This is a genomic window from Nocardia sp. NPDC005978 (assembly GCF_040614455.1).
In the GTDB taxonomy this organism is placed as follows: Bacteria; Actinomycetota; Actinomycetes; order Mycobacteriales; family Mycobacteriaceae; genus Nocardia.
Map to the genome: position 1 here is coordinate 15,304 of NZ_JBEXUS010000059.1, position 25,344 is coordinate 40,647.

Genomic DNA, 25,344 nt, shown 5'->3' on the forward strand with positions numbered 1-25,344 from the left:
GAACACTGCGCGATGTGACCGATGTGCTACCGCAAACCTCGCCCGGGCCGCGCGCGGGGATCACCGCTCCCCCACCGCGGCGCGGGCTGACCGTTTCGACCGGCCTGGCCGGACTCTCCCTCGATGCCATGGCCTCGGTGTCCTACGGCCCCGAGGCGATCGTGCTGGTCCTGGCCGCCGCGGGCGCGACCGGGCTCGGCTTCACCCTGCCCGTCACCGCGGCCATCGTGGTGCTGCTGGCGGTGCTGATCGCCTCGTACCGGCAGGTCATCGCCGCCTTCCCCAACGGCGGCGGCGCGTACGCCGTGGCCAGGGAACGGCTCGGCGATCGCACGAGCCTGGTTGCCGCGGCGTCGCTGATCGTCGACTACGTCCTGAACGTGGCCGTGTCCATCGCGGCCGGCGTCGCGGCGCTGACCTCGGCCTTCCCACAACTGCTGCCGTACACGGTGTGGCTGGGCCTGGGCATTCTCGCGGGGATCACCGTGCTCAACCTGTACGGCATTCGCGAGAGCGCGCGGGCGTTCATGGCGCCGACCGTGGTCTTCGTGCTCGGCATCTTCGCGGTGATCATCGGCGGCCTGCTGCGCTCGGAACCGGCGAGTGTGGCGACCGGATCTGCCGTGGTGATCGACGCTCACACCGTCGGCGCGCTGCTGCTGCTCAAGGCGTTCTCGAGCGGGTGCGCGGCGCTGACCGGCGTGGAGGCGATCGCCAACGCGGTGCCGTCCTTCAGCCGGCCCGAGGTGCGCAGCGCCCAGCGCGCGGAAGTGGCACTCGGGGTGCTGCTCGGCGTCATGCTGCTGGGGCTGGCGACCCTCATCCAGAAGTTCGAGGTGCACCCCATCGAGGGCACCACCGTGCTCTCCCAGCTCACCGAGGCCGCGCTCGGGCACGGAATCGGTTACTACGTGGTGCAATTCGCCACCGTGATCCTGCTGGCACTGGCGGCCAACACCTCCTACGGCGGGCTGCCCACGCTGACCAAGATCCTGGCCGACGACAACTGCCTACCGCATCGGTTCGCCGTCAGCTCGCCGCGTGCGGTGTACCGATACGGCGTGCTGGCGCTGGGTGTTTGCGCCACCGTCCTGATCGTCGCGTCGGAGGGCAACATGAACGCCCTGGTGCCGCTGTTCGCCATCGGCGTCTTCGTCGGCTTCACCATCGCCCAGTTCGGCATGGTGCGGCATTGGCTCGCCGTCCGATCCACCGGCTGGCGATGGCGAATCGCGTTGAACGGCTTCGGCGCGACGCTGACCTTCGTGGCCGCCGTCGTCACCACCGCGATGAAGTTCACCGAGGGGGCGTGGCTCATCGTGCTCGTGCTGCCGCTGCTGGTCCTCGGCATGGAGCGAATTCGCAAGACCTACAGCAGGATCGACGGATGCCGCGGCGCGGGTTGCGTGCCCGCGCCGCCGCGCGCGAGTGACACCGCCATCGTGGTGCCGGTCTCCGAGGTCTCCGAACTCAGCCGCGAAGCCCTCTCGGCCGCCCTGTCACTGGGCCGCGACGTGACCGCCGTCCATGTCTGCCTACCCGGGGAGAACCTGCGGGTATTCACCAAGGAATGGGAGACCTGGCATCCCGATGTGCGGCTGCTGCTACTCGAGGACGGTGACACCACGGTCGCCGGGCCGGTGGCGCGCTACGTGCGCGACAACTTCGCCGGCCGCCGCAAGGTCGTGGTGATCGCGGAGGTCGAGCCGCCCGCGGGCTGGAATCACCTGCTGCCCAGTCACCGCAGCGACGAACTGGAACGGGTGCTGCGCAAGCTGCCCGACACCGTCGTCTGTCACCTGCGGATACCGACCGCCTGATCCGGCCCGCCCCGCAGCAGGGCCCGGATCGGGTGACGGCGGCCCCGGCGGCTTCGGTCGCCGGGGCCCCGTGCTTGCCGAAAGCGGTTGTCGCCGTGCCGGTTCGCATCGCGTGGCGGGATCCCGACCGGCCCGGCGGCCAACCCGTCAACCGGTCTCGGACGCAACCGGCTCACGGCCCGACGGTCGAGGTCATCGCCCCGGCTCGCGGCGATCTCGCCGACGGCAGATCACCGCGAATCCCCGTTCGAGCTCAGTTCGTCCCGGGCGGGAACGACTCGGCGTTCTTGTCGCGGAAGGTGCGAATCAGGCCCTCCTGGACCACGACCGCCACGAGCTCGCCCCGCTGATTCCAGATGCGGCCCGCGGTCAGTGCGCGGCCGAAGCCCGCGGACGGGGACTGCTGGTCGTACAGCAGCCAGTCGTCGGCGCGGAAGTCGCGCAGGAACCACATGGCGTGATCGAGCGAGGCGTTCTGGGTCGGCGAATCCGGGTGCGGCACTTTGGACGAGCCGAGCAGGGTCATATCGCTCATGTACGCCAGGGTGCAGACGTGGAACAGCGGATCCTCGGGCAGCGGATGCCGGTACCGGAACCACACCTGCTGCTGGGCGGCGAGGCCGTCGCGGCGGGCCACCTGCTCCTGCGGCACGGTGCGAATGTCCCAGTGCTCCCATTCGCGCATGGCCCACAGGCGTTCCGGGCTCATGGTGGTCATGGCGTCGGGCAGCTCGTCCGGCGGCGGCACCTGCGGCATCTCGTCCTGATGCTCGGGGCCCTCGTCGCCGGCGGTGTGGAAGGAGGCCGACATGGTGAAGATGGCCTCGCCGTTCTGGACGCCGGTCACGCGGCGGGTGCAGAACGAGCGGCCGTCGCGAATGCGATCCACCAGGTAGACGGTCGGCTCGAGCGGGTTGCCCGGGCGCAGGAAGTAGCCGTGCAGCGAATGCACCTGGTAGTGCGGATCCACCGTGCGCACCGCCGCCACCAGCGACTGCCCGGCGACCTGGCCGCCGAAGGTGCGGGGCAGCTGCGTCTTGGTGGACGCGCCGCGGAAGATGTCGCGCTCGAGCCGCTCTATTTCGAGGGCCTCTTCGATCGTCGCCATGCACGTCCCCTTCCGGATTGTCCGGCTCAGGCTAACAACCGGGGACCGGGGATCCGGCGGACGGTACCCGTCCCGAGTCCGCGTGTCAGGGCGGGCGGTGGCGCGGGCACGGAAAGGGGCGTACCCAGGAACTATGGGCGGTCATCCCGAGCGCACGCCCTTCTACGGGGCGCTGATGTTGATCACGGTCCTGGTCAGCGGGCTGTGGGTGCGGGACCTGCCGTGGACGTGGGTGCGAGTGCTCTGCTGGATCGGGTTGTTCGTGCTCGGCGCGGCCGGACTCCTGATGACGTTCCGCGACTACTCCTGACCGCGGTGCGGCGGGGCGGCGGGGCGGCGCGACCGCGGGACGGGCGGGCGGGGATCCGTGACCGGCATGATGGGCTTGTGCCCGCGTTCGCCCCCATCACCCCCGACGCCCTGACCGAACTGGTCGCGGACCGCGTGGCCGAACTGCCCGGGTTCGCGATCGTGGCCGTCGACGGGGCCGACGCCGCCGATCCGGTGTCCTTCGCGCACAAGGTCGCCGCCCACCTGCGCGCGCACGGCCGCCCGGCCGAAGTGGTGTCGCTGCACGATTACGTCCGGCCCGCCTCGGTGCGGCTGGAATACGACCGCGACGACGAATTCACCTACCGCACAGGCTGGTTCGACTATCCCGCACTCACCCGCGAGGTGATCGACGCGCTGCACGAACACGGGCGGTGGCTGCCCGCGCTCTGGAACGAGACCACCGATCGCTCCGCTCGCGCCCGAATCCGCACCGCCCCGGCCGGATTGGTGGTGCTGATCGCCGGGCCGATGCTGCTGGGCCGGGGGCTGTCGGTCGATCTGTCGGTCGCACTGCGCATGTCCGAGGCGGCGGTGCGGCGGCGCACCGCGCCCGAGAACGGCTTCACCGTCACCGCGGCGGTCGAACACGCCCGGTCGCATCCACAGGAGCCGGACCTGCTGGTCGCCTGGGATCACCCCGACCGCCCGGCCGTCCGGCTCAGCCCGGCCGATCGGCGCTGAGCCCGCGGGGAACGGCGTCAGTCCGGCACAGTGGCGTCGAGCCGCGCGGGCCGGGAACGCTCGGCGGTCACCAGTCCCGCGAGCAGCAGCGCCTCGCCCGCGTTGCCCAGCGGCGGGACCGCGAACGCGGCCCCGGACGCCACGGTCACCCCGATGACGCCGAGCAGCGGCCAGTACAGGCCCTCGCGCCGCCACAGCACCACGCACGCGACGAAGAGCAGGGCGATGACGACCAGGGTCGGATACGGTGGCCCGGCGGGATCCTGCGCCGTGTAGCGCAGGGTGTCGGCGTAGTCCCGGGTCTCGAGTTCGAGTCCGGCCACCTCGCTCAGCACCGCCCACGCCACGAGCGCGAGCGTCACCAGCCACGCCGCCCACACCGGGAACCACCGGGTCCGGACGCGATCCGCGGCCCAGACCACGAGCAGCGGCGTGAGGATCGCGTGGCCGAGGAAACGGCCCATGCTCAGGTCGTGCAGCAGATCGCCCGCGCCGATCAGCGCACCGAGGCCGATGATCGCCGAGTCGTAGGCCACGCCCACGCCCACCAGGCGCAGCAACCACACCCGCGGTTCGCGCAGCGCGATCGGTAGCGCGGCGACGCAGGCCAGCTGCACCGCGGCGATCGCCAGCATCAGGACGGACACCATGGGCTACCCACTCTCGGCGAAATCGGCGCTCATCGGCGAACCGTCAACCAAGATCGGCTCGCACCCACATACTGAGCACGCCAAGTATGAAACACCACTTTCTCAGAGGGCGGTGCGCTCACCACGGGAGTAGCCATGAACCATCGAGGACCGGCCCTGGCCGCCGTCGCCGCGGCGCTGATCGCGGTCGTGTCCGCCGGGCCCGCGACGGCCCCGGCCGCGGCCGCCCCGGTACTCGGCGGATCGATCGAAATACCCTGCGCCGCATCGGTACTGCGCCAGAGCGCGAGCTGGTATCTGCCCGAGGGCGATCCGCGCGGACTGGTCTGGGTGCAGCACGGGTTCGCGCGCAACTCCGACAACGTCGCGAGCCTGGCCCGGACGCTGTCCGACTCCGGCTATCTCGTGTTCGCCCCGAGCCTGCCGTTCTTCGACCTCGCGGGCTGCACCCTGCAGAACCTGGGCGACAACACCCCGTTCCTCGACGCGATCGCCACGCTCTTCGCCACCGCCGGCGACCCCGCGGGCGCGCTGTCCCGCAGCCTGTCCGACGCGGCCGCCCGCCAGGGCGTGACGCCCCCGGCCATCCCCGCGAACTTCGTCTTCGTCGGACACTCGGCGGGCGGGGAAGCCGTCGAGTACGTCGCCCACTCCCTGCACGTCCGCCACCCCGAAACCTGGGACCACCTGCGCGGTGTGGTGCTCCTGGACCCCGTGAAATCCTTCCTCGGCGCGAACACCGACCGCGCCCTCACCGACCTGGACGACACCGACCTCCCGATCCTCGCGATCTCCGCACCCCCGTCCCTGTGCAACAACTTCGGCACCGGCACGACAGCCCTGCAAACCCTGCTCCACCGCCCCTTCCTCGGCGTCCGCCTCCCCGCGGGCACGCACACCGACGCCGAGGGCACCAGCTCCGACGCCCTCGGCGAGGCCCTCTGCGGCACCCCCGACGCGACGAACATCGACACTGTCGAGCTCTTGACGGCGGGCTGGGCCGGCGATTTCTTCAACGGCGCGACGACGGCGGACTTCTACGTGGCCGCCGACGCGGCAGGCGCGGAAGCCGTGGCCGCGGTCCCCGGCGCGGTCCCCCTACACGGCGCTCCCTGATCTCCCGAGCCCGAATTCCGCCCTTTCCGAACCACTCTCACGTGCCCCGCCGTGAAACCGGCGAATCCACGGCCGAAATGGATCGAGCCGGGAGCGGGGTCCGCGTTCGTCACCGCAAGCCCGAGGCGACCGTGTGCGGATCGGCGCGGAGCACGTCGGCCCCGATCTCCCGCCACCGCGCGGCTACGAGATCGGCGACGTCGTCCAGGGAATGCGCTGCCGGGCCCAGGATCTCGCGGAGCATCACGAGCAGGTAGGGGGTCGGGGGGTAGGTGGGATCGAGGAGGTCCTGGACCACCGTGTTTCCCTTCGTCGCGAATTGCTTGCGCTGCTTGGAGATTCCGCGCGCCAGGAAGCGGGCTATCTCGTCGTACAGGGCGGGGCCCAGGCCGGGCGTCAAAGTCGGCGCCAGGGCCACCGTCAAACGCCAGATCATCGAGTCCCGATCGTTCGCGAGCCGCGGATAGTCCTTGGCGAACTCCTCCCAGTCCGCTTCGAACACGGCGTTCGGCACGCTCGCCAGCGTCACCTCGCCGATCACGGCGTTCAGCAGGTCCGGCGGCAGCGTGCAGTTCTCGGCGAGCAGCACCGCGTCGTACAGGTCTTTGCCTTCGGGGTACCTGTCGGTGTAGATCCACAGCAGCTTCCACGCCAGGGACAGCTCCGGGCTCGCCGCGATCAACCGCGCCGCCGGACCCGGAGTACCGACGCGCGCGATCTCGGTCCAGGCCGGAGCCTGCGGCGGGGTCTCGTTGAAGACGAAATCGAGTTGCACCGTGCCGGAGGGAATTCCGGGGGCGGTCGATGTCCAGGGCAGTACGAGGCGGCGACCGGGGACCCGATCGTAGGTCCAGATCTCACTGTCCAGCGCACCCGCCGCGTCGAGGCGCACGAGGCTGTCCGCCGCCCGCGACGCATGCGCGGCCCGCACCGCCAGATCCCCGAACATCGAGGTGGTCCGATCCGAGTCGACCGCCCACCCCTGATCCAGCACAACGAAATCCACGTCTCCCGGCTCCCGTGCGGCGGCGCCGAACCACGCCGCCAGCAGCACGCTCCCCCGCACCATGAGCTGCCCCGCCCACTCCGATCCGGCCAGCGCCGCCAGCACATGATCGATCGCCGCCCGGCGCGCCGCCAACCACCCCGCGCTGCGCTCCGCATCGGCGAAATGCGGCTCGCTCAACCGCATGCCGTACGCCCGACCGCTCATCGCCGGATCGAACACCGGCCGCTGCACCACCCCGTCCCCGGGCACGGGCCGCAAGGTGCCAGGCAGCCCCTTGTTCGCCCGCACCTCCTCCGACGGCGGCTCCCCCGGCACCACCAGATCAGCACTCCACGGCCCGTACCGAAACTCGTCCCACGGCGTAACCGTCACAACACCGCACCCCTCACATCGGCCGTCAACGATTCGCGGCGCTCATCGATCCAGCCCGCGTCGACGGACTCGTCACTGTCGTGAACCACGAACTCGCGTTCCACGGACAGGATTTCGTAGCCGCGCAGCTCCAGATCCACCAGCAGCTCCCGTGCTCGGGCCGCGGCGTCGGCATCGCCGACCAGGCGGCAGCGCTGGGTAACGAAACGCTCCGCGCCGCCGTCCGCGCGAGTACGGCGGGCGTTGGCGGACAGGTGAGCCGCGTGCGCGGCAGCCACCGCCGCGAGGGCGTCGCCGTCCGTGCCCGCGGGGAGCAGGAGCTTCACGTGGTGTTCGAAGTAGTAGCCCGGACCCAGCGCACGAGCCTGCTCGTCATCGGCGGGAACACCCTCGGCCCACGGCGTGGCCTCGATCTTCGTGCGCACCACCGGGAAACCGGCCGCCACCACATCCGCCACCAGCCGATCGACCGACGCTCTCACCTCCGCGTACGCGCCGGAGAAACCCGCCGTCAGCATCGGCTGATCGCAGACGCGACCGCGGGCGAGCCGGATGTGGGTGAACTTCAGATCCCTTGCGCCCGCGAAGCGTTCGAAGGCGTCCAGGGTGGCCGGGGAGTCGGCGCGCACGGTCACATGCGTCTCGAACTCACCGCGGAAGGTCGGCGGTGCGGTGATCACCGACCCATCCTGGCAAAGCGGAACCGCTACGTCACGGCGGTTTCCGGGCTAGCCGTCCATGCGGCGGTGGCGGGGATCGAACTTCTCGGTCGGGAAGTCGTCGGCACGGAAACGCGGGCGGGGGCGATCCTCGGGACGGAAACGGCGCCTGGGCTTTTCGGGAACCGGCCAGTAGCGGCTGGCGTGCTGGCCGCGGATCCGGCTCAGGTCGGGCTCGTCGATGTCGGTGATGCCGACCTGCAGCAGCAGGAGCATCGTCACCATGCTGACCGCGATGATCAAGGGGGTCAGCAGCTGACCGGCCTGCGCGCCCGAGGGCGCGGCGACGTGGTCGGCCACGTGCGCCTGCATCGCGAACATCCCGGTGTAGTGCATGCCGCACACCGCGATTCCCATGATCAGCGCCGCCCCGATCGTGGCCACGATGCCGTCCACGTGCAGCGCGAACCACAGCGCCGCCGTCGCCGCCACCACCGCGATCACCAGCGACAGGAACACGATCCACGGGTCGAAGCGCACGGCCACATCGGTTTTCATCGCGTACATGCCCGAGTAGTGCATGGCCCCTACCCCGAGCCCGGTGACCGCGCCGCCCACGCAGAGCGCGAATCCCTCACCCCCGTGCCGGTTCACCACGATCGACAATCCCAGCCACACCACGCCCATCGCGATGGCCGCGCTCAATATCGTCACCGGAATGTCGTATCGAATGGTCGCGTTGTGCACCGAGAACCCGAGCATCGCGATGAAATGCATGACCCATATCCCGGTGCCGCCCAGCGCAACCGCGCCCGTCGCTATCCACCCGCCGTGCCCCGAATCGCCCCGCGCCCGGACCATGCAGCGCAGGGCCAGCAACGACCCGGTGACCGACATGGCATACGCCAGAAGCGGAGTCAGCCACCCGTAGGTGAACTGATTGATTTCGAGCATGCGGGCTCCTTGCCGGAAGGCTGCGCCGGGACCGTCCCACCGGCGGCTGAGCCGAACATTAGCGACGAATCAGCAGGTAGTAAATTTGTTCAGGCACAATGACAGAAAAGTTGCCGGGGTTAGCTGAAACCAACTCCGCAGGCAAACAGCGGTCCGGCCCGAGACCCGCCGTAATCCATTGCCGCGTATGGCATCCTTGACATTTCGCAATGCACAGCAAATACCAAACAAATCGAAAGGCGTCGCGGCACAACAATGGCGCGCTGTCTAGAGTCCGAGGCACGGAAAGTCGCACACATTCGGCACCGAACCCTTACCGCTCCCGGCAATTCAAGGTCACGAAAACAAAGAACCGCCGGGCGGTCCCGAAGGACCACCCGGCGGTGAGTTCGCGCTACGCCGCGCCGCTTACCAGCCGCGCTCGGCAAGCCGGTGCGGCTGCGGGATCTCCTCGACGTTGATGCCGACCATGGCCTCGCCCAGGCCCCGCGAGACCTTGGCGAGCACATCGGCGTCGTCGTAGAAGGTGGTGGCCTTGACGATGGCCGCCGCGCGCTGCTCCGGGTTGCCGGACTTGAAGATGCCCGAGCCGACGAACACGCCCTCGGCGCCGAGCTGCATCATCATGGCGGCGTCGGCCGGGGTGGCGATGCCACCGGCGGTGAACATGACGACCGGCAGCTTGCCGGTCTCGGCGACCTCGCGGACCAGCTCGTACGGTGCCTGCAGTTCCTTGGCGGCCACGAAGAGCTCGTCCTCGGACAGCGAGGTCAGGCGGCGGATCTCACCGCGGATGGTGCGCATGTGGGTGGTGGCGTTGGACACGTCGCCGGTGCCGGCCTCACCCTTGGAGCGAATCATGGCCGCGCCCTCGGTGATCCGGCGCAGCGCCTCGCCCAGGTTGGTCGCGCCACAGACGAAAGGCACGGTGTAGTTCCACTTGTCGATGTGGTTGGCGTAGTCGGCCGGGGTCAGCACCTCGGACTCGTCGATGTAGTCCACACCGAGCGACTGCAGGATCTGCGCCTCGACGAAGTGTCCGATGCGCGCCTTGGCCATGACCGGGATGGACACCGCGGCGATGATGCCGTCGATCATGTCCGGATCGGACATGCGCGACACGCCGCCCTGGGCGCGGATGTCGGCGGGCACGCGCTCGAGCGCCATGACGGCGACGGCGCCGGCGTCTTCGGCGATCTTGGCCTGCTCGGCGTTGACGACATCCATGATCACACCGCCCTTCAGCATCTCGGCCATGCCGCGCTTCACGCGGGCGGTGCCGATGGAGGGTGTGGTGTCGGACGAGGTCACGGCAAACTCCTGTGTCATCTGGGCCAATCGAGGGGTCATCTGGTTTCGAACACCCTGATTCTAGGCGTCCACCCGAGGCCACTTCATAGCCAGTTGGGCACCACTGGACTGCCTGCATCGACAGCCAGTAATGCAGATCACAGCCAGCAGGCTAACCTGCCGCAACAGGCGAGAGCCGAAGCACGCTGGACATGCGGCGCGTCAGGTCCGATGGCCCCTGGAACTCGAGCCGGCCGGTGCGCACGGCATGGTGCAGCGGTATGCGCCCGAGCCACACCTGATAGAGCGAACTCACATCCGAGGCGATGGTGACATCGACCGGAAATCCCGGATCGGAGTCGCACACCGAGGGCACACCCCCTTCCACCACGATCCAGTACCGATGCGGATCATCGCTGAACCGCACCCCGAGCACATGCCGCTTACCCGGGAACGAGGACGTGTCCAGCCGCGTGTGCATCCACCACACCAGCAGCTGCGCATCCAGCTCCGCGGGCTCGGGCTCACCGAACGACCAGCGCGCACCCCAGGCCCCGAGGCCGAACAGAATGGGTTCCAGCTCCCGCCCGGCATCGGTCAGCACATACCGAACATCGACTTTCTCGACCAGTCCGGCGCGCTCGAACTGGCGTAGCCGTTTGGCCAGCAGACTGCGCGACAGGCCGGGCAGACCCCGGGCCAGATCATTGAATCGCGTCGTGCCGGTGATCAGATCGCGCAGGATCAGCAGCGACCACCGCTCCCCCAGCAGGTCGAGCGCCCGCGAGATCGGGCAGTACTGGCCGTAGCCCGCCACCGTGGTCATCTTCATCGCGCACCTCACCGAGATCGAGCCGTTCCACCGCCGGGACCAGGCCCGATGGACCCGGCGCCGACAGGTCCATTTTCTGGACTATTCGGTTATCGCGCACGTCTTTACCTTCATCAACAGAGCCTTTTCACCGGATCACGAATCCGATGATCTTTCGCTCCACTGTTGCGCATCCCGCCGATTCGCACGATCAACAACCAAGTACCGGCCCCGCGCAGGGCCCACCCCGCACAACCACAATCCCCGGCCACCCACCACAAGGAGGAAGGCGCGATCGCAATACCTTTCGCTCGAAAGGTATACGCGCCGAACGTACATGACGACTACCACCGCATCCCCCACCCTGGACTGGACCGCTACCGCCACCGCTGTCGGCGCGACACTGAGCGCGGGCGTAGCCGAACGTGATCGCACCGGTGAATTCACCACCGAGGCCTACGACCTGCTGCGATCCTCGGGCCTGAGCGCCGCGCTGGTTCCGGTGGAGTTCGGTGGCGGCGGCGTCAGCCATCGCGAGATGGGCGAGATCCTGCGGGTCCTGGGCCGGCACGATCCCTCGACCGCCGTGGCCTTCGCCATGCACACCCATCTGGTCGCCGCGCAGGTCTGGCGGCACAAGCACGGCATCGACGCCAGTGCGGTCTTCGGCAAGGTCGTCGCGGGCGCGTTCCTGGTCAGCACGGGCGCCTCGGACTGGGTCGACTCCAACGGTCACGCGGTCAAGGTCGACGGCGGCTACCGCATCACCGCCCGCAAGGCTCCGGCCAGCGGGTGCGAGGCGGGCACGATCGCGGTGTCCAGCATTCGGTGGGAGGACTCCCCCGAGGGACCGCGCGTGCTGCACTTCGCCGTGCCGCTGAGCGCGGACGGCGTCCGCATCGAAAAGTCTTGGGACACTCTCGGATTGCGAGCCAGCGGCTCGCACACCGTGGTCTTCGACGACGTCTTCGTGCCGGACGCCGCGGTCTCGCTGAATCGCCCGGCGACCGGCTGGCCGCCGGTGCTCAACGTGGTGATCGGCGCGGCCATGCCGTTGGTCATGGCCGCCTACCTGGGTATCGCCGATCGTGCGGTGGAAACCGTGACGGAGCTGCTGGCGGGGCGCACCGACGCGCATACCGTCGGCTCGGCGGGCGAGATGATGAACGCCTACACCACGGCCGTCGATGTGATCGAGGCCATGTTCACCGCCTCGGACAATCTGAACTTCGACAACACCGATGCCGGCGCCGCCCGAATTCTCAGCCGGAAAACGGTTTCCGCGGACAAGCTCATCGAAACCGTTCGTCTCGCCATCGAAACCATCGGCGGCGCAGGCTATTCCCGCGGTCTTCCGCTGGAAATGTGGTACCGCGATATTCACGGCTGCCTGTTCCACCCGCTGCCGCGTGCCAAGCAGCTCCGCTTCACCGGCCATGTGCTCCTGGGTCACAGCCCGCTGGGCTGATATTCCCGAGCGTCGCGGACCGCCGGATCATTGCCCCCGGGCCGGTAATTCACAGCCCCGGACGCGGTGATCCGGAACCGGTCGGCTAGTGATTGCTCAACGGCTCCAGCACGAATACCGTCGCCCAGTATTCCGCGGCCGCGGGACCCATGTAGGGCATGAGAAAGTCATAGAGCAGGTAGGACACGAACGAGTCACCTCCAGTTCCAGCTCACCACACCCGGTGTGCGGCAAGCGTGTCCGACCATAGCCCACATGCGCGGAACCCACATCCGCAACCGCGCGAACGGCATCGAGTGCACATTTCGGTGGTGGCGAGTGCCACCACCGAATACGCGTTCGGGCCGGTTAATCCCAGCGATCGAGGGTATAGCGGGTTCGGATTCCCCCCGACGTCACGCGGAAGGTGTGATTCAGTGCGCCGCCCTTGGACACCAGCAGTCCGCAGACTTCGGCGTCGTCCCTGTCCGCGACCACCGCGTCTTTCGCGTACGCCTCCAGCGTCTTTCGAATCTCGTGCAATTCCCCGGACAGGAATTCCGGGAAGAAGCCCGCGCCCTTGGTGTAGGTCGTGTCGGTGGCGCCCGCGAGGGCGAACAGCACCGACTGCTCGCGCCGGGTGCGATCGACCTCGACGTGCCAGGTCGCCGGATGCGCGACGACCGCGGTCACCTCGCGGAACTCCCCCGGCCGCAGCCCCCACTGCTCGGCCGGAGATCCGTTGACATAGACGTACCAGGTCACCGGATTGCGCCGATCGGGCCTGTCCCACTGCACGATCGGCGGCGCGGCGGCGTCGGCCGCTGTCACCATCGCGCCGTAGGTGGTCTTGGCCTCGGGCACGGACAACTCGATGCGCTCGGCGCCCGCCAGGACCGTGCGGGCGAACTTGTCCCAGGTGATGATCACCGGATCGACGTCGAGATCGGTTGCCGCCCCGGTCTTCACGGCCGGCTTCAGGTGCCCGAACACGCTGTCGGCCCGCGGCGTGGGGGCCGCGACCGGCGACCACATCGGATGCACGTCCGCGAGTTTGGCGAACCTGCGCCCCAGCGATCCCGCCGCGCGCAGCTCGCCGATGACCCGCTCCGCCCGCTCGATCATCTGCTCGGTCGGGGCGGCGGTGGGACGGCGATACTGCAGCGGATGCATCTTCTCGGCGAAGCGGCGCTCGATCTCCGCGGCCGGCAGGCCCGCGGCCAGGTCGGCGAGCAGGGTGCCGATCATGCCGCTCTTGACGTGGCAGTAGCCCGCCGGCGCGGAGGCGGTTGCCAGCCACAGCAGATTCTCGCGCTGTCGCCGTGCGACCACGCCCTTGCCGCGCACGGCCGCCAGCTGCTCGTGCAGGTCCAGCAGCCAGGTGCCCGCGCCGAGCACGGCGTCCGAGCGGTAGAGCTGCTCGGTGCGCAGCAGCGCCACCGCCTTTCGCACGATCTCGATCGAGAACTCCGCGAGCGCGCGCTCGAGCGTCCCGCGGTCCGCGCGCTTGGCGGCGGCGTACTGGCGCGCGGTGTACAGCCCGCCCGCGGGAAAGACGAGGCCGCCGGGCGGGCGCACCGACAGGTGCGTCCAGTCATCGGTCGCCCCGACGCCCCAGGTCTCGTCGCTGGACCGGAAAACCGAAGTGACGGGCCGGTTCTCGACCACCTCGGACAGGGCGGCGACGGCCTTGGCGTACATCGGCGGGGTGCCGTCGCCGCGCCACAGCACCGATTCGGCCGTGCCCCGCGGGCTGATCGCCACCAGCCCGCCGTACCTGCGCACGAAGGCGCGGCAGGTCCCACAGGTGTTCTCCGCCAGCAGATCCGGCGGCAGTTCGCCCAGGAAGACCTCGAACAGACCGTCGGTGTCGACGGTGAACAGTTCGACGTCGTCGGCGACCTGCGCCGCGAATCGGTCTCGCACGCTCGCGAGGAACTCGTCGTACCGGTCGTCGGCTCGGGGCTGCGCTGCACCGGGCACGGTATGCGTCATGGTGATTCAGATCCTCCGTCGGGACAGTGGCCCCGAGACTAGCGCGCGCATACCGTTGCCTGCGCCCGGTTTTCGGACCCGGATCAGGTCAGGGTGTAGACGTACCGGCTGGTGGGCACCAGATCCAGATTCAGGTGCGCGCCGAAACTCACCACGCTCTCCATCATCCGGGTGACCCGGCGCTGCAGTTCGGCGTCGTCGCCGCCGGTGCCGTAGAAGGCGTGCGCGCTGGTCATGGCCGTCATCGGGAAGAGTTCTTCCACCAGGGCGTCGACCCGGTTGCCCGGGGTGACGGGCTCGGTGACGGTGTTCTGCACGTACCCGAACGTGTCCTGGGTTTCGATGGCGACGGTGGTGTGCCGATCGTGCCAGATGTGCAACCACTCTTCCCGGGTCAGCTCGGCGGGAATCCGCAGCAGCGCGAAATTCGCCAGCGCGTCGGCGCGCGCCCCGTTCTCCGCCCGCGGCGGCACGATCGGCGTCCGCTCGTCCACGATCCACCCGTTCACCTCGTCGGCCACCGACGACAGGGCCGCGGTCACGGCCTCGTGCCCTGCCCGGGTGCGCACGCTGACGATCGCGTCGATCGGCGACTCGTAGGTGGAGTGCCGCACCTGCGCCGCGGCCACGTCACCGTCGCGCACGTTGACCTGCAACTCACTCGCGCCGAGGTCGGCCAGCCGGTGCCGCAGTTCCGCCGCGTGCAACCGCTCGTCCAGCCCGGAGCCCCACAGCGCGTACATCAGCTTCATTCGAAATCCTTGCGACCGATCACCATTGACCGGCTCACCGTATCCGCAAGGTAGGCGAAAGTTAAGCACTTTCGCTTAAAGTCTCGGCCACCGGAACGGCGGCCGGCTCAGCGGATGGAACGGACCTCGGGATCGATGTCGGCATCCGCGGCCGCGATGGCCTCGGCGAGCAGTTCGTCCAGGTGATAGGGGTAGACGGTCTCGCCGGAGTGATCGAGGTCCTTGATGTCGGCGGGGGCGCACCATTTGTTGCCCGTGATCGAGCGGCGTTCGATGAAGTCGAGTTTGGCGGGCTTGGGCTCGAAATTGCGCACCCGCAGGGCGAAGAAGAGTTCCTCGGATCGAATCAGTTCGCCGTTGAAGGGAAAGACCGCGACGCGACGCCACAGCGGCCCGCGCAGACCGGCCGCGTCGGCTACGTAGCCGGTCTCCTCGTGCAGTTCGCGAATCGCGGCCGCGCGCAGGGATTCCCCGGATTCCACGCCGCCGCCGATGGTGAACCAGAAGTCGACGTCCGGGACCTTGGGATCGCGGCCCCGCAGCAGCAGGACCCGGTCCTGCTCGTCGAGCAGCACCACGCGCGCCGAGGTGCGCACGGTGTCCACCTCGAGCCCGGTGGACGCGGCGGCGGTCACGCGCTCGGCGATCTCGAAATACGTCGGCAGCGGTGCGGTGCCGCCCAGGTGCAGCATCCGGACCAGGCGGCGGGTGCGTAGGGCCAGGGTGTCGCGGACCGCGTCGTTGTGGAAGCGGCGGGCGATCAGCACGCGCGCCTCGGCGTCGGCCAGTTCGGCCACCAATTGCGGTGGCAGCGAATCGATGTCGACCGCGGACAGCGCGCCCGCGAGCTGGTTCTCCACCGCTTCGCGACCCTGCCAGTCCGAGCGCTCGGCCCGATCGGCCAGGGCGATGAGCCTGCGGGACTGCTCGAACAACGCCGGATCCGCGCTCGGCACCCCGAGTACCGCGGCCACCGTGCGCGCCACGACCGCGCGCCGAGCCAGGGCCGCGTCCAGTGCGTTGCGCGCCTGATCCGAGCGCACGTGCAGCCGGTCCAGGCGATTGGCGGTGGTGTAGGCCCAGACGCCGGCCGTGATGACGAGCGCGGCGATGAGCGCGAGGACCAGAATGGCCGTCGCGGAAAAAGTGATCACCCGGCGGTCCTGACGCGCAGGTCACCGACGGTGACGGTCTCGTAGACCCGCAGGATCTGCTCCGCGACCACCGGCCAGTCGTATTCGCCCACCACCTGATTGGCGGTGCGGATGAGCTCCTCGCGCCGATCGGCGTCGGTCAGCACGGTGTCCAGGGCCTCGGCGAGCTGATCCGAATCCCCCACCGGCACCAGCATGCCCGCGGTGCCGTCGCGCAGCACCCGGCGGAAGGCGTCCAGATCGCTCGCCACCACGGCGGTTCCGGCGGCCATCGCCTCCACCAGCACGATGCCGAAGCTCTCGCCGCCGATATTGGGCGCGCAGTACACGTCGGCGCTGCGCATGGCCGAGGCCTTCTCCTCGTCGGTGACCTGCCCCAGGAAACGCAGGTGCGAGGCGTTGGCCCCGGCCTCGCGGCGCAGCCGGTCCTCGTCGCCGCGGCCCACGATCAGCACCTCGACCTCGGGATGACGGCGCACCAGTTCGGGCAGCGCGCCCAGCAGCACGTCCATCCCCTTACGCGGCTCATCGAATCGGCCCAGGAACAGCACGCTGCCCCCGGGACGCGGATAACCGTCCAGCACGGGAGCGTTGGCGAACGCGGGCACGTCCACGCCGTTGGGGATCTCGACCGCGTCCCCGCCCAATGCCTCCACCTGCCAGCGCCGCGCCAGCTCCGAGACCGCGATCCGGCCGCTGATCTTCTCGTGGTACGGGCGCAGCACGCCCTGAAAAGTACTGAGCACCAACGACTTCGTGGTCGAGGTGTGGAAGGTCGCCACGATGGGACCCTCGGCGATCTTGAGCGCCAGCATGGACAGACTCGGCGCGTTCGGCTCGTGGATGTGCAGCACGTCGAAGTCGTTCTCCGCGATCCAGCGCCGGATGCGGGTGTAGGCGGTGGGTCCGAACGACAGGCGCGCCACCGACCCGTTGTAGGGAATCGCGACCGCGCGCCCGGCCGAGACCACGAAGTCCGGCAGCGGGGTGTCCTCGGCGGCGGGGGCGAGCACGCTCACCTTGTGCCCGCGCTCGATCAGGACCTGGGCGAGCTCGACGACATGCGACTGCACGCCGCCCGGCACATCGAACGAGTACGGGCAGACCATGCCGATTCTCATTGTGCGCTGTCCCCCCGCGCGATGCCGGGCGCCCGGTAACCGAGCTGCTGTTGCGCGGCCGCGATGCGATCGAGCCGCTCGGGCGACAGATCGCCCTCCCACAGCGGTTGCAGCATGTGCCAATCGGCGGGATGCTCGGCGATATTGGCTTCGAAGCGCGCGGCCAGGGCCTGCGTCGCGGCTTCTACTCCACCGGAAACATCAAGGGGCTGTTCGGTTTTGAAGCGCCACGCCTCGCGACCCTGCTCGTCCACGATGGACCAGCCGTGCACCGGGATGAGCGCCGCGCCGGTCTCGACGGCCAGTTTGGCCGGGCCGGCCGGCATCCAGGTGCGCTCTCCGAAGAACTCCACCGGCACGCCCTTGCCGGTCAGGTCACGTTCACCGAGCAGGCATACGACCCGGTTCTGCCGGAGCCGATCGGCCAATGCGTGGAACGGCGGCTGCTCACCGCCGGTCAGCGCGAACACCTCGAAGCCCAGGCTCTCGCGATACTCGACGAATCGCTCGAACAGTGATTCCGGCTTCAACCGTTCCATCACCGTGGAGAACGGCCCGTAGTTCTGTACCAGCCACATGCCGGCCATATCCCAGTTGCCCGAGTGCGGCAGCACGAGCACCACGCCGCGCCCGGCCTCCAGGGCCGTTTCCAGATTCTCGATCTGCGCGACCTGGATGATGCCCGAGCGCGCCATCTCCGCGTGATTCATGGACGGCAACCGGAACGCCTCGCGCCAGTACCGGGCGTAGGCCCGCATGCTGTCGCGGATCAGGGCGTCGGGCACGAGTTCCGGCGTGGTTCCGATGACCCGGGCCAGGTTGTGCCGCAACTGATTCGGATGGCCGGCGTGCGACGCCCGGTTCGATCTGCGCGCCGCGACATCCGCGCCCGCGTCGAAAACCCTGCGCGCGGCCCCGTCCGGGAGTCCGCGCACCAGTCGCCACCCGGCCGCGTATGCCTTGTCGGTCATCGCGGACGTGAAATCGGTGCTCACCGCTGCGGTTCCTCCGGCGCGTTCGTCGACTTGCCGGTCGCCGCCACGGGAGCGATGACCTCGCGGGCGCCGGGCGAATTACGCACGGCCAGCACCCGCTGGAACACGGTGACGATGCTCAGCACCGCCAGCGCGTACATGGCCGCGTACACCGCGTACGAGAGCCATTCGATGCCGAAGTACCCGCCGATGCCGGTGAATCCGGCGCCGACCAGCACGATGACCAGGCGGTCCGGGCGCTCGATGAGGCCGCCGTCGGCAGAGAGCCCGCTCGCCTCGGCGCGCGCCTTGGCATACGAGATGACCTGCGAGGTCACCAGCACCACCAGGGTCGCCACGAACAGCTCGCGCGAGCCCTCGCTGTAGACGGCCCACCACGCCAGACCCGCGAAGATCGCGCCGTCGGCGACGCGGTCGCAGGTGGCGTCCAGCACCGCACCGTATTTCGTGCCGCCGCCGCGCGCCCGCGCCATCGCGCCGTCGAGCATGTCGAACATGACGAACAGCCAGATCACCATCGTTCCCCAGAACAGGTGATCGGACGGGAACAGCGTCACCGCCGCGGCGATGGTGGCGGTCGTACCGATGAGCGTCATCGCGTCCGGTGTGAGACCGGTGCTCACCAGCGCTTTGCCCAGGGGCGCAGTCGCTTTGGCGAACGTTTCGCGACCGAAGAAGCTCAGCACGCTATTCGAATTCCTTCCATGCCTCCGCCAGCAGCGCCCGCGTCTCGCGCAGCAGCTGCGGCATCACCTTCACACCGCCGACGACGGTAATGAAGTTCGCGTCGCCACTCCAGCGGGGCACGATGTGTTGATGTAGGTGATCGGCGAGTGAACCACCGGCAACACCGCCGAGATTCAAACCGACATTGAAACCCTCGGGCCGCGAGACCTGCTTCATGACCCGAATCGCCTGCTGGGTGAACGCCATCAGCTCGGCGCTCTCCTGCGGGGTCAGATCCTCCAGGTTCGCCACGCGGCGGTACGGCACCACCATCATGTGACCGGGGTTGTAGGGGTACAGGTTCAGCACCGCGTACACCCACTCCCCGCGCGCCAGCACCAGGCCGTCCTCGTCCGACATCTGCGGGATGTCGGTGAACGGGTGCCCGGTCTTCTTGGGCGCGTCCGGGTCCTGCTCGGCGCGCTCCTTGCGCTCGGCGGTGGCCCCGGTGATGTAGGACATGCGGTACGGCGTCCACAGCCGCTGCAGCCGATCCGGTTCGCCCGCACCGTGATCCACGATGCGACCCGCTGAATCCTCGTGCCCGGCAGCCTCTTCCGCGAGACCACCGGGAACCGTGCGTTCGCTCATGCTGTACCCCCTCGGCAGGTGTGCAGGCCCCGCACGGTGACGCGTGCCGCCGCCGAACCCGCACCACTCATGCCATTGCCGATCGGATTTCGAAGCCCTCGGCGGTCGGAGAGGTGTTCTCGCGCCGCTTGATCCAGTCCACGATGGTCGCCACCGCGTCGGCCACCGGAACGCCGTTGACCTGGGTGCCGTCCCGGAACCGGAAGCTGACCGCGTTGCCCTCGACGTCGCGGGCGCCGGCCAGCAGCATGAAGGGCACCTTCTGCGCGGTCTGGTTGAAGATCTTCTTCTGCATGCGGTCGTCGCTGCGATCGAGCTCGGCGCGAATGCCGTGCTCCTGCAACCGGTCGACCACGCCCTCGAGGTGCTCGGCGAAGGTCTCGGCGACCGGGATGCCGACCACCTGCACCGGCGAGAGCCAGGCCGGGAACGCGCCCGCGTAGTGCTCGGTGAGCACGCCGAAGAACCGCTCGATGGATCCGAACAGCGCGCGGTGGATCATGACCGGGCGGTGCTTGGCGCCGTCGGAGCCGGTGTACTCGAGCTCGAACCGCTCGGGCAGGTTGAAGTCCAGCTGAATGGTGGACATCTGCCAGGTCCGGCCGAGCGCGTCCTTGGCCTGCACCGAGATCTTCGGGCCGTAGAACGCCGCGCCGCCCGGGTCCGGCACCAGGTCCAGGCCGGAATCGGTGGCGACCTTGCGCAGGGTTTCGGTCGCCTCCTCCCACAGCTCGTCCGAACCCACGAACTTGACCGGGTCCTTGGTGGAGAGCTCGAGGTAGAAGTCGTCCAGGCCGTAGTCGCGCAGCAGCGAGAGCACGAAGCCGAGCGTGGTGGTCAGCTCCGCGTGCATCTGCTCTTTGGTGCAGTAGATGTGCGCGTCGTCCTGGGTCATGCCGCGCACGCGGGTCAGCCCGTGTACGACGCCGGACTTCTCGTAGCGGTACACCGAGCCGAACTCGAACATGCGCAGCGGCAGTTCGCGGTAGGACCGGCCGCGCGAACGGAAGATCAGGTTGTGCATGGGGCAGTTCATCGGCTTGACGAAGTAGTCCTGGCCGGGCTTGCGCACGGTGCCGTCGTCGTTGTACTCGGCGTCGAGGTGCATGGCCGGGAACATGCCCTCGCGGTACCAGTCCAGGTGGCCCGAGACCTCGAAGAGGTGGCCCTTGGTGATGTGCGGGGTGTTCACGAACTCGTAGCCCGCGGCGGTGTGCCGCTTGCGCGAGTAGTCCTCGAGCTCCTTGCGGATGATGCCGCCCTTGGGGTGGAACACCGGCAGACCCGAGCCCAGCTCGTCCGGGAAGGAGAACAGGTCCAGCTCGACCCCGAGCTTGCGGTGATCGCGCTTCTCGGCCTCGGCCAGCAGCGCCAGGTACTCGTCCTGCGCCTCCTGCGATTCCCACGCGGTGCCGTACACGCGCTGCAGATCCTCGCGGTTCTGGTCACCGCGCCAGTAGGCGGCCGAGCTGCGGGTCAGCTTGAAGGCGGGGATGTACTTGGTGGTCGGGATGTGCGGACCCCGGCACAGATCGCCCCAGAGACGTTCGCCGGTGCGCGGATCCAGGTTGTCGTAGATGGTCAGCTCTTTGCCGCCGACCTCCATGACCTCCGGATCGTCGATGCCCGACTTGTCGGAGATGAGCTCGAGTTTGAACGGCTCCTTGGCCAGTTCGATCCGCGCCGACTCGACATCGGTGACGCGGCGCGAAAAGCGCTGCGCGCCTTTGATGATCTTCTTCATCCGGGATTCCAGCTTGGTGAGATCCTCGGGGGTGAAGGGGCGATCGACCTGGAAGTCGTAGTAGAAGCCGTCCTTGATGGGCGGGCCGATGCCCAGCTTGGCCTCGGGGAACTCCTGCTGCACGGCCTGGGCCAGCACGTGGGCTGCCGAGTGCCGGATGATCGAGCGGCCGTCCTCGGAATCGGCGGTGACGGCCTCGGCCTCTTCGTCGATCTCGGGAATCCAGGACAGATCCTTGAGATTGCCCTCGCCGTCGCGCACGGCGATCACGGCCTCCGGGCCCTTGCTGGGCAGGTCGGCCTCGCGCACCGCGGCACCCGCCGTAGTCCCGGCCGACACCCGGACGAGGGCGACTGGGGTTTTCGGCACTGAGGTGGTCACGGCTGTGCGCTCCTTGGAGTTGTCGTGGACGGGCGAAAGCCCGCCGCTTGGTCGCGCACCATGCTATCGGCACGGTGACGGGGCCGTGCCGATGGACCGGCCGCCGGGGTGTCCGCACCGGCGCGGGCGGACGCCGGACGCGGTGCGGGTCAGCCCTCGCCGCGGGCGGCGAGCTCGGTGAGCAGCGCTTCGCGCTGGGCGGCAGGGCGTTTGGGGCAGCTGGTGCACATCTCGCAGCCCGAGACCTCGAACACCAGGCAGCAGGAGATGCGGCGCACAAAAGTACGGGCGCCGACATCACTGAAACGCGGCACCGGCAGCCGTCCGGCCACGTCGCGAGCCAGCCGTGCGCCGGCTTCCCGATCGCCCAGGTCCAGGGCGCGATTGCCGATGGCGTCGGCCACGATCGCCCACAGCGAGGCCACCCCGGCGCCGGTCACCTCGGCCACAACCGGAATCACCCGCGAGAGCGTGTGCCGCAGTATCTGACCGGCGTTCCCGTCCGCGGGCACCGTCCCGAGCGCGAACACGCGCTCGACGCCGCCATCCGGGCGGATCTCGCAGGAGATCCGCTCCAGCTCCGAATCGGGCGCCGGATCACCGGCCGCGTACGCCCCGACCACGGGCGCGACCAGGGACGAGGCGGCCATGCACCACCACAGGGTGCCGGCGACCCGGGTATTGCCGGTCCCCCAGGAACCGCCCATGGCGGCAATCCGCTCACCGAGCCAGCGCGCGTTCAGTAACTCCGCGCCGGGCACGATCACCGGTCCGGTGTTCACCGAAACAGCGGACTGCTCAATGGTTCCCATTCGACTCCGATCAGACCGGCGAGGACAGCGAAGGTGCCGAGCAACCACAACGTAGCCACCACGATGGCGACGGTACCCAGTGCGGCGAGCCCGCGCACCGCGATCCCCTGGCGGGCCAGCCAATCCATGGCGACCCGATACTTGCCGCGCGTCCAGTGCAGTGTCCGGTGCGCCCAGGCGAATTCGGTGGCCAGGATGCCCAGGCCCGCGAAAACGATGAGCCAGCCCGGGCCGGGGTACGGAATCGCGAGAATCCCGAGCGTCAATACGACGAGGCCGAGGACTCCCACCGCGATCCGGTAGGTGATGTTCAGGGTAGGGCGCGCGGCGATCGAGGCCCGCAAGGCGCGCCAGCGACCCGGGTCGTTATCGGTGATCGCGTCGATCGCCGCGGTGTCGGCGGTCGCGGTGTCGTTGCCTGCGACCGCCGTATCGTTCGCGGCGGCCGTCGCGGTCGCCGTGTCTTTCTCTGTGCGCACAGTGCAAGCCTACGTGCGCGTTCCGGGCCGCGACCGGGGCGAAGGCGGCATGCGAGCCGCCACGCCCCGGTCGTTGCCTCAGCCGAGCGCGGCGGCCAGGGCCGATAGGTCCGCGTCGGTGATCTCGGCGATCCCGTCGCGGGACACCTCGAGCACCCGCGCGGTCCCGATGTCGAAGAACAGCCCCGACACCGTGACGCCGCGTTCCAGGATCGCGCGCCGCACCACCGGGTGCGCCCGCAGATTCTCCAGCTGCACGGCCACGTTCACCATCGCGAGCTGATCGGTCGAGCGGAAGCCCGCCTCGTCCGCGGCGACGCCGACCGGATGCCGCTGCATCCAGCGCTCGACGCTGGCCTGGGCGTGCCCGAGCCAGGCACCCAGGCCCGGCCCGGCGGGCGCGCCGGACATGAGCGCCTGCATCGCCCCGCAGGACGAATGCCCGCACACCACGAGGTGATCGACCTCGAGCTCCTCGAGCGCGAACACGATCGCGGCCTCGATGGAGCTGTCCCGGCCCTGCGGCGGCACCAGGTTGCCGACGTTGCGGACGGTGAACAGGTCACCGGGACCGGTGCTGGTGATGACGTTCGGCACGATGCGCGAATCTGCGCAGGTCAGGAACAGCGAATGCGGATTCTGACCGTCGCGCAGCTCGTCCAGCGCCGGGCGCACCACGTGGGCGTGCCGGCGATGGTAGGCGGCCACACCGGAGGTGACGGGGTTGCCGTCGCTGTCCTGCCCCGGCTTGAGCACGTCGTCGAGCAGGCCGCGCGAGCGCCCACGCACCGGCGGTCCGGTCACGGCGTCGGCCATGGGGGCGGTGCCCAGCTCCACGAATTCGACGTTGCCGCCGGTGCTTTCGTGCTGTCTGGCCCAGTCGTGAATGGCCTCGTAGGCGGCGTGGTCCAGGAAGTCCACGCTCATCTCGAGCAGCACGTCGGCGCCCTCGGGCACCTTGGAAAGCTCCGAGGATAGCTTGGGCAGGGCCAGGAAGGTGCAGGTGCCCTCGACCGTCACCAGCCAGCGATCGGTCCCGGTCACCGGCGCGGCGTTCACCACGACGCGCACCACGCGCCACAGCAGCAGCGCGAAGGACAGCACCAGGCCGATGAGCACGCCCTCGAGCAGGTTCAGGAACACCACGCCCAGCACCGTGACCACGTACACCAGCAGGTCGCCGGTGCGCCGGGCCAGGCGGATGTGCGCCAGCTTCACCAGCTGGATGCCGACCACGATCAGCAGACCGGCCAGGGCCGACTTGGGGATCTGCTCGACCACGCCGACCAGCGCGACCGAGAACACCAGGATCCAGATGCCGTGCAGCAGCGCCGAATTCTTGGTCTTGGCGCCGGCCTGCACGTTGGTCGCGCTGCGCACGATCACGCCGGTGACCGGCAGACCGCCCAGCAGGCCCGAGGTGACGTTGGCCGCGCCCTGCGCGACCAGCTCCTTGTCGAAATTGGTGCGCGGGCCGGTCTGCATCTTGTCCACGGCCACCGCGGACAGCAGGCTCTCCACGCTCGCGATCAGCGCGATGGTCAGCACCGCCAGCGCGACCGCGCCCCAGTTCCCGGAGGGCACGCCGGGCAGGCCGATGGCGTCGAACAGCGAGCCGCTCAACACGATTCGCTCCACATTGCCGGGCAGCACCAGCGACAGCACGGTACCGATCGTCACCGCGACCAGGGGCCCCGGCAGGGCGCGCACGCGTTCGGGCACGTACTTCCAGCCCAGCATGATGGCGATGACCACACCGCCGATGAGCACATCGTCGCCGTGCAGACTCGTCAGCTCCCCCGGCAGCTGCACGATGTTCTGGAAAGCTGTACTGTGCGACGCCCCTCCGAGCAGCACGTGCAGCTGTTGCAGCGCGATGGTGATGCCGATGCCCGCGAGCATGGCGTGCACCACCACCGGTGCGATGGCGAGCGCGGCGCGCGCGATCCGGCTCAATCCGAACAGGATCTGCAGGACGCCGGCCGCGGCGAAGATGAAACAGGCTGTCTTCCAGCCGAATTGATTGATGGTCTCGGCGACCACCACGGTCAGGCCGGCGGCCGGACCGCTCACCTGGAGCGGCGCACCGCCCAGGATGCCGACCACCACGCCGCCGACGACCGCGGCGATGAGGCCGGCGGCGATCGGGGCGTCCGAGGCCACGGCGATGCCCAGGGACAGGGGTAGAGCAACCAGGAAAACTACGAATGACGCGGGCAGATCGTGGCGCAGCAGAGTGGTGGACCAGTGGTCCGCTCTGCCGGGCGGTGAATCGGTGTCTGTGGACATTTCGGCTCCTACTCCGGATCGCGAGCGATCCGCAAGATGTCGAACATGTTCTGAA

General features: G+C 69.1%; 23 protein-coding genes. 5 read left to right on the forward strand and 18 right to left on the reverse strand.

Annotated elements, in window-relative coordinates; translation table 11 throughout:
- Positions 1-128: 128 nt before the first annotated feature.
- Positions 129-1,820 carry an APC family permease gene (locus tag ABZ319_RS24590; protein WP_354988852.1) on the forward strand — a complete coding sequence of 564 codons (1,692 nt, stop codon included), beginning with the start codon at positions 129-131 and terminating at the stop codon, positions 1,818-1,820.
- Between the two features lie 253 nt (positions 1,821-2,073).
- Here the strand turns inward: ABZ319_RS24590 and ABZ319_RS24595 are convergent, their stop codons facing one another.
- Entirely contained in the window at positions 2,074-2,928 is an 855-nt protein-coding gene (locus tag ABZ319_RS24595; RefSeq protein ID WP_354988825.1) for an acyl-CoA thioesterase II, read from the reverse strand.
- 133 nt (positions 2,929-3,061) lie between these two features.
- On the opposite strand from ABZ319_RS24595, the gene ABZ319_RS24600 reads away from it, so the two are divergent.
- Positions 3,062-3,238, forward strand: a complete 177-nt coding sequence (locus tag ABZ319_RS24600) for a hypothetical protein (RefSeq protein ID WP_354988826.1) — start codon at positions 3,062-3,064, stop codon at positions 3,236-3,238.
- A gap of 77 nt (positions 3,239-3,315) precedes the next feature.
- Positions 3,316-3,942: a hypothetical protein gene (locus ABZ319_RS24605; protein ID WP_354988827.1), complete on the forward strand. Its 627-nt coding sequence runs from the start codon at positions 3,316-3,318 to the stop codon at positions 3,940-3,942.
- A 17-nt stretch (positions 3,943-3,959) separates the two neighbouring features.
- On the opposite strand, the gene ABZ319_RS24610 is transcribed toward ABZ319_RS24605, so the two are convergent.
- Complete coding sequence (locus tag ABZ319_RS24610) at positions 3,960-4,592, reverse strand: hypothetical protein (RefSeq protein WP_354988828.1); 633 nt, start codon at positions 4,590-4,592, stop codon at positions 3,960-3,962.
- Between the two features lie 135 nt (positions 4,593-4,727).
- Here ABZ319_RS24610 and ABZ319_RS24615 point away from each other — a divergent pair, with 135 nt between their 5' ends.
- Entirely contained in the window at positions 4,728-5,708 is a 981-nt protein-coding gene (locus ABZ319_RS24615) for a hypothetical protein (protein ID WP_354988829.1), read from the forward strand.
- A 109-nt stretch (positions 5,709-5,817) separates the two neighbouring features.
- Here ABZ319_RS24615 and ABZ319_RS24620 read toward each other — a convergent pair whose 3' ends face one another.
- The 5 genes from ABZ319_RS24620 to ABZ319_RS24640 all read right to left on the reverse strand — a co-directional run bounded on the left by ABZ319_RS24620 (position 5,818) and on the right by ABZ319_RS24640 (position 10,824).
- Positions 5,818-7,089 (reverse strand): nucleotidyl transferase AbiEii/AbiGii toxin family protein, encoded by a 1,272-nt coding sequence (locus ABZ319_RS24620; RefSeq protein WP_354988830.1) that lies wholly within the window; start codon positions 7,087-7,089, stop codon positions 5,818-5,820.
- Complete coding sequence (locus ABZ319_RS24625; RefSeq protein WP_354988831.1) at positions 7,086-7,769, reverse strand: hypothetical protein; 684 nt, start codon at positions 7,767-7,769, stop codon at positions 7,086-7,088. Before ABZ319_RS24625 ends, ABZ319_RS24620 begins: the two co-directional genes overlap by 4 nt.
- Positions 7,770-7,817: 48 nt before the next feature.
- Positions 7,818-8,702 carry an MHYT domain-containing protein gene (locus tag ABZ319_RS24630; protein WP_354988832.1) on the reverse strand — a complete coding sequence of 295 codons (885 nt, stop codon included), beginning with the start codon at positions 8,700-8,702 and terminating at the stop codon, positions 7,818-7,820.
- Between the two features lie 408 nt (positions 8,703-9,110).
- Positions 9,111-10,031, reverse strand: coding sequence for a pyridoxal 5'-phosphate synthase lyase subunit PdxS (gene pdxS, locus ABZ319_RS24635; RefSeq protein WP_354988833.1), 921 nt, complete (start codon positions 10,029-10,031; stop codon positions 9,111-9,113).
- A gap of 133 nt (positions 10,032-10,164) precedes the next feature.
- Positions 10,165-10,824, reverse strand: a complete 660-nt coding sequence (locus ABZ319_RS24640) for a winged helix-turn-helix transcriptional regulator (RefSeq protein WP_354988834.1) — start codon at positions 10,822-10,824, stop codon at positions 10,165-10,167.
- A 316-nt stretch (positions 10,825-11,140) separates the two neighbouring features.
- Here ABZ319_RS24640 and ABZ319_RS24645 point away from each other — a divergent pair, with 316 nt between their 5' ends.
- Positions 11,141-12,271 carry an acyl-CoA dehydrogenase family protein gene (locus tag ABZ319_RS24645; RefSeq protein ID WP_354988835.1) on the forward strand — a complete coding sequence of 377 codons (1,131 nt, stop codon included), beginning with the start codon at positions 11,141-11,143 and terminating at the stop codon, positions 12,269-12,271.
- A gap of 348 nt (positions 12,272-12,619) precedes the next feature.
- Here the strand turns inward: ABZ319_RS24645 and ABZ319_RS24650 are convergent, their stop codons facing one another.
- The 11 genes from ABZ319_RS24650 to ABZ319_RS24700 form a co-directional block, all read right to left on the reverse strand.
- Positions 12,620-14,245, reverse strand: coding sequence for a hypothetical protein (locus ABZ319_RS24650; RefSeq protein WP_354988836.1), 1,626 nt, complete (start codon positions 14,243-14,245; stop codon positions 12,620-12,622).
- 83 nt (positions 14,246-14,328) lie between these two features.
- Positions 14,329-14,997 (reverse strand): hypothetical protein, encoded by a 669-nt coding sequence (locus ABZ319_RS24655; protein WP_354988837.1) that lies wholly within the window; start codon positions 14,995-14,997, stop codon positions 14,329-14,331.
- A 107-nt stretch (positions 14,998-15,104) separates the two neighbouring features.
- Entirely contained in the window at positions 15,105-16,148 is a 1,044-nt protein-coding gene (locus tag ABZ319_RS24660) for an NUDIX domain-containing protein (protein ID WP_354988853.1), read from the reverse strand.
- On the reverse strand, positions 16,148-17,272 hold the full coding sequence (locus ABZ319_RS24665; RefSeq protein WP_354988838.1) for a glycosyltransferase family 4 protein: 1,125 nt from the start codon (positions 17,270-17,272) through the stop codon (positions 16,148-16,150). The genes ABZ319_RS24660 and ABZ319_RS24665 overlap by 1 nt, the downstream gene beginning before the upstream one ends.
- Complete coding sequence (locus tag ABZ319_RS24670) at positions 17,269-18,267, reverse strand: phosphatidylinositol mannoside acyltransferase (protein ID WP_354988839.1); 999 nt, start codon at positions 18,265-18,267, stop codon at positions 17,269-17,271. The genes ABZ319_RS24665 and ABZ319_RS24670 overlap by 4 nt, the downstream gene beginning before the upstream one ends.
- Positions 18,264-18,953: a phosphatidylinositol phosphate synthase gene (gene pgsA, locus ABZ319_RS24675; protein ID WP_354988840.1), complete on the reverse strand. Its 690-nt coding sequence runs from the start codon at positions 18,951-18,953 to the stop codon at positions 18,264-18,266. Before pgsA ends, ABZ319_RS24670 begins: the two co-directional genes overlap by 4 nt.
- 1 nt (position 18,954) lies before the next feature.
- Complete coding sequence (locus tag ABZ319_RS24680; protein WP_354988841.1) at positions 18,955-19,584, reverse strand: HIT domain-containing protein; 630 nt, start codon at positions 19,582-19,584, stop codon at positions 18,955-18,957.
- A gap of 67 nt (positions 19,585-19,651) precedes the next feature.
- Complete coding sequence (gene thrS / locus ABZ319_RS24685; RefSeq protein ID WP_354988842.1) at positions 19,652-21,709, reverse strand: threonine--tRNA ligase; 2,058 nt, start codon at positions 21,707-21,709, stop codon at positions 19,652-19,654.
- A gap of 149 nt (positions 21,710-21,858) precedes the next feature.
- Positions 21,859-22,521, reverse strand: a complete 663-nt coding sequence (locus ABZ319_RS24690) for a (2Fe-2S)-binding protein (protein WP_354988843.1) — start codon at positions 22,519-22,521, stop codon at positions 21,859-21,861.
- Positions 22,488-22,907 carry a TIGR02611 family protein gene (locus tag ABZ319_RS24695; RefSeq protein ID WP_354988854.1) on the reverse strand — a complete coding sequence of 140 codons (420 nt, stop codon included), beginning with the start codon at positions 22,905-22,907 and terminating at the stop codon, positions 22,488-22,490. Before ABZ319_RS24695 ends, ABZ319_RS24690 begins: the two co-directional genes overlap by 34 nt.
- A gap of 171 nt (positions 22,908-23,078) precedes the next feature.
- The gene (locus tag ABZ319_RS24700) at positions 23,079-25,289 is read right to left on the reverse strand and encodes a bifunctional SulP family inorganic anion transporter/carbonic anhydrase (RefSeq protein WP_354988844.1); all 2,211 of its coding nucleotides are present in this window, start codon (positions 25,287-25,289) and stop codon (positions 23,079-23,081) included.
- Positions 25,290-25,344: the final 55 nt, after the last annotated feature.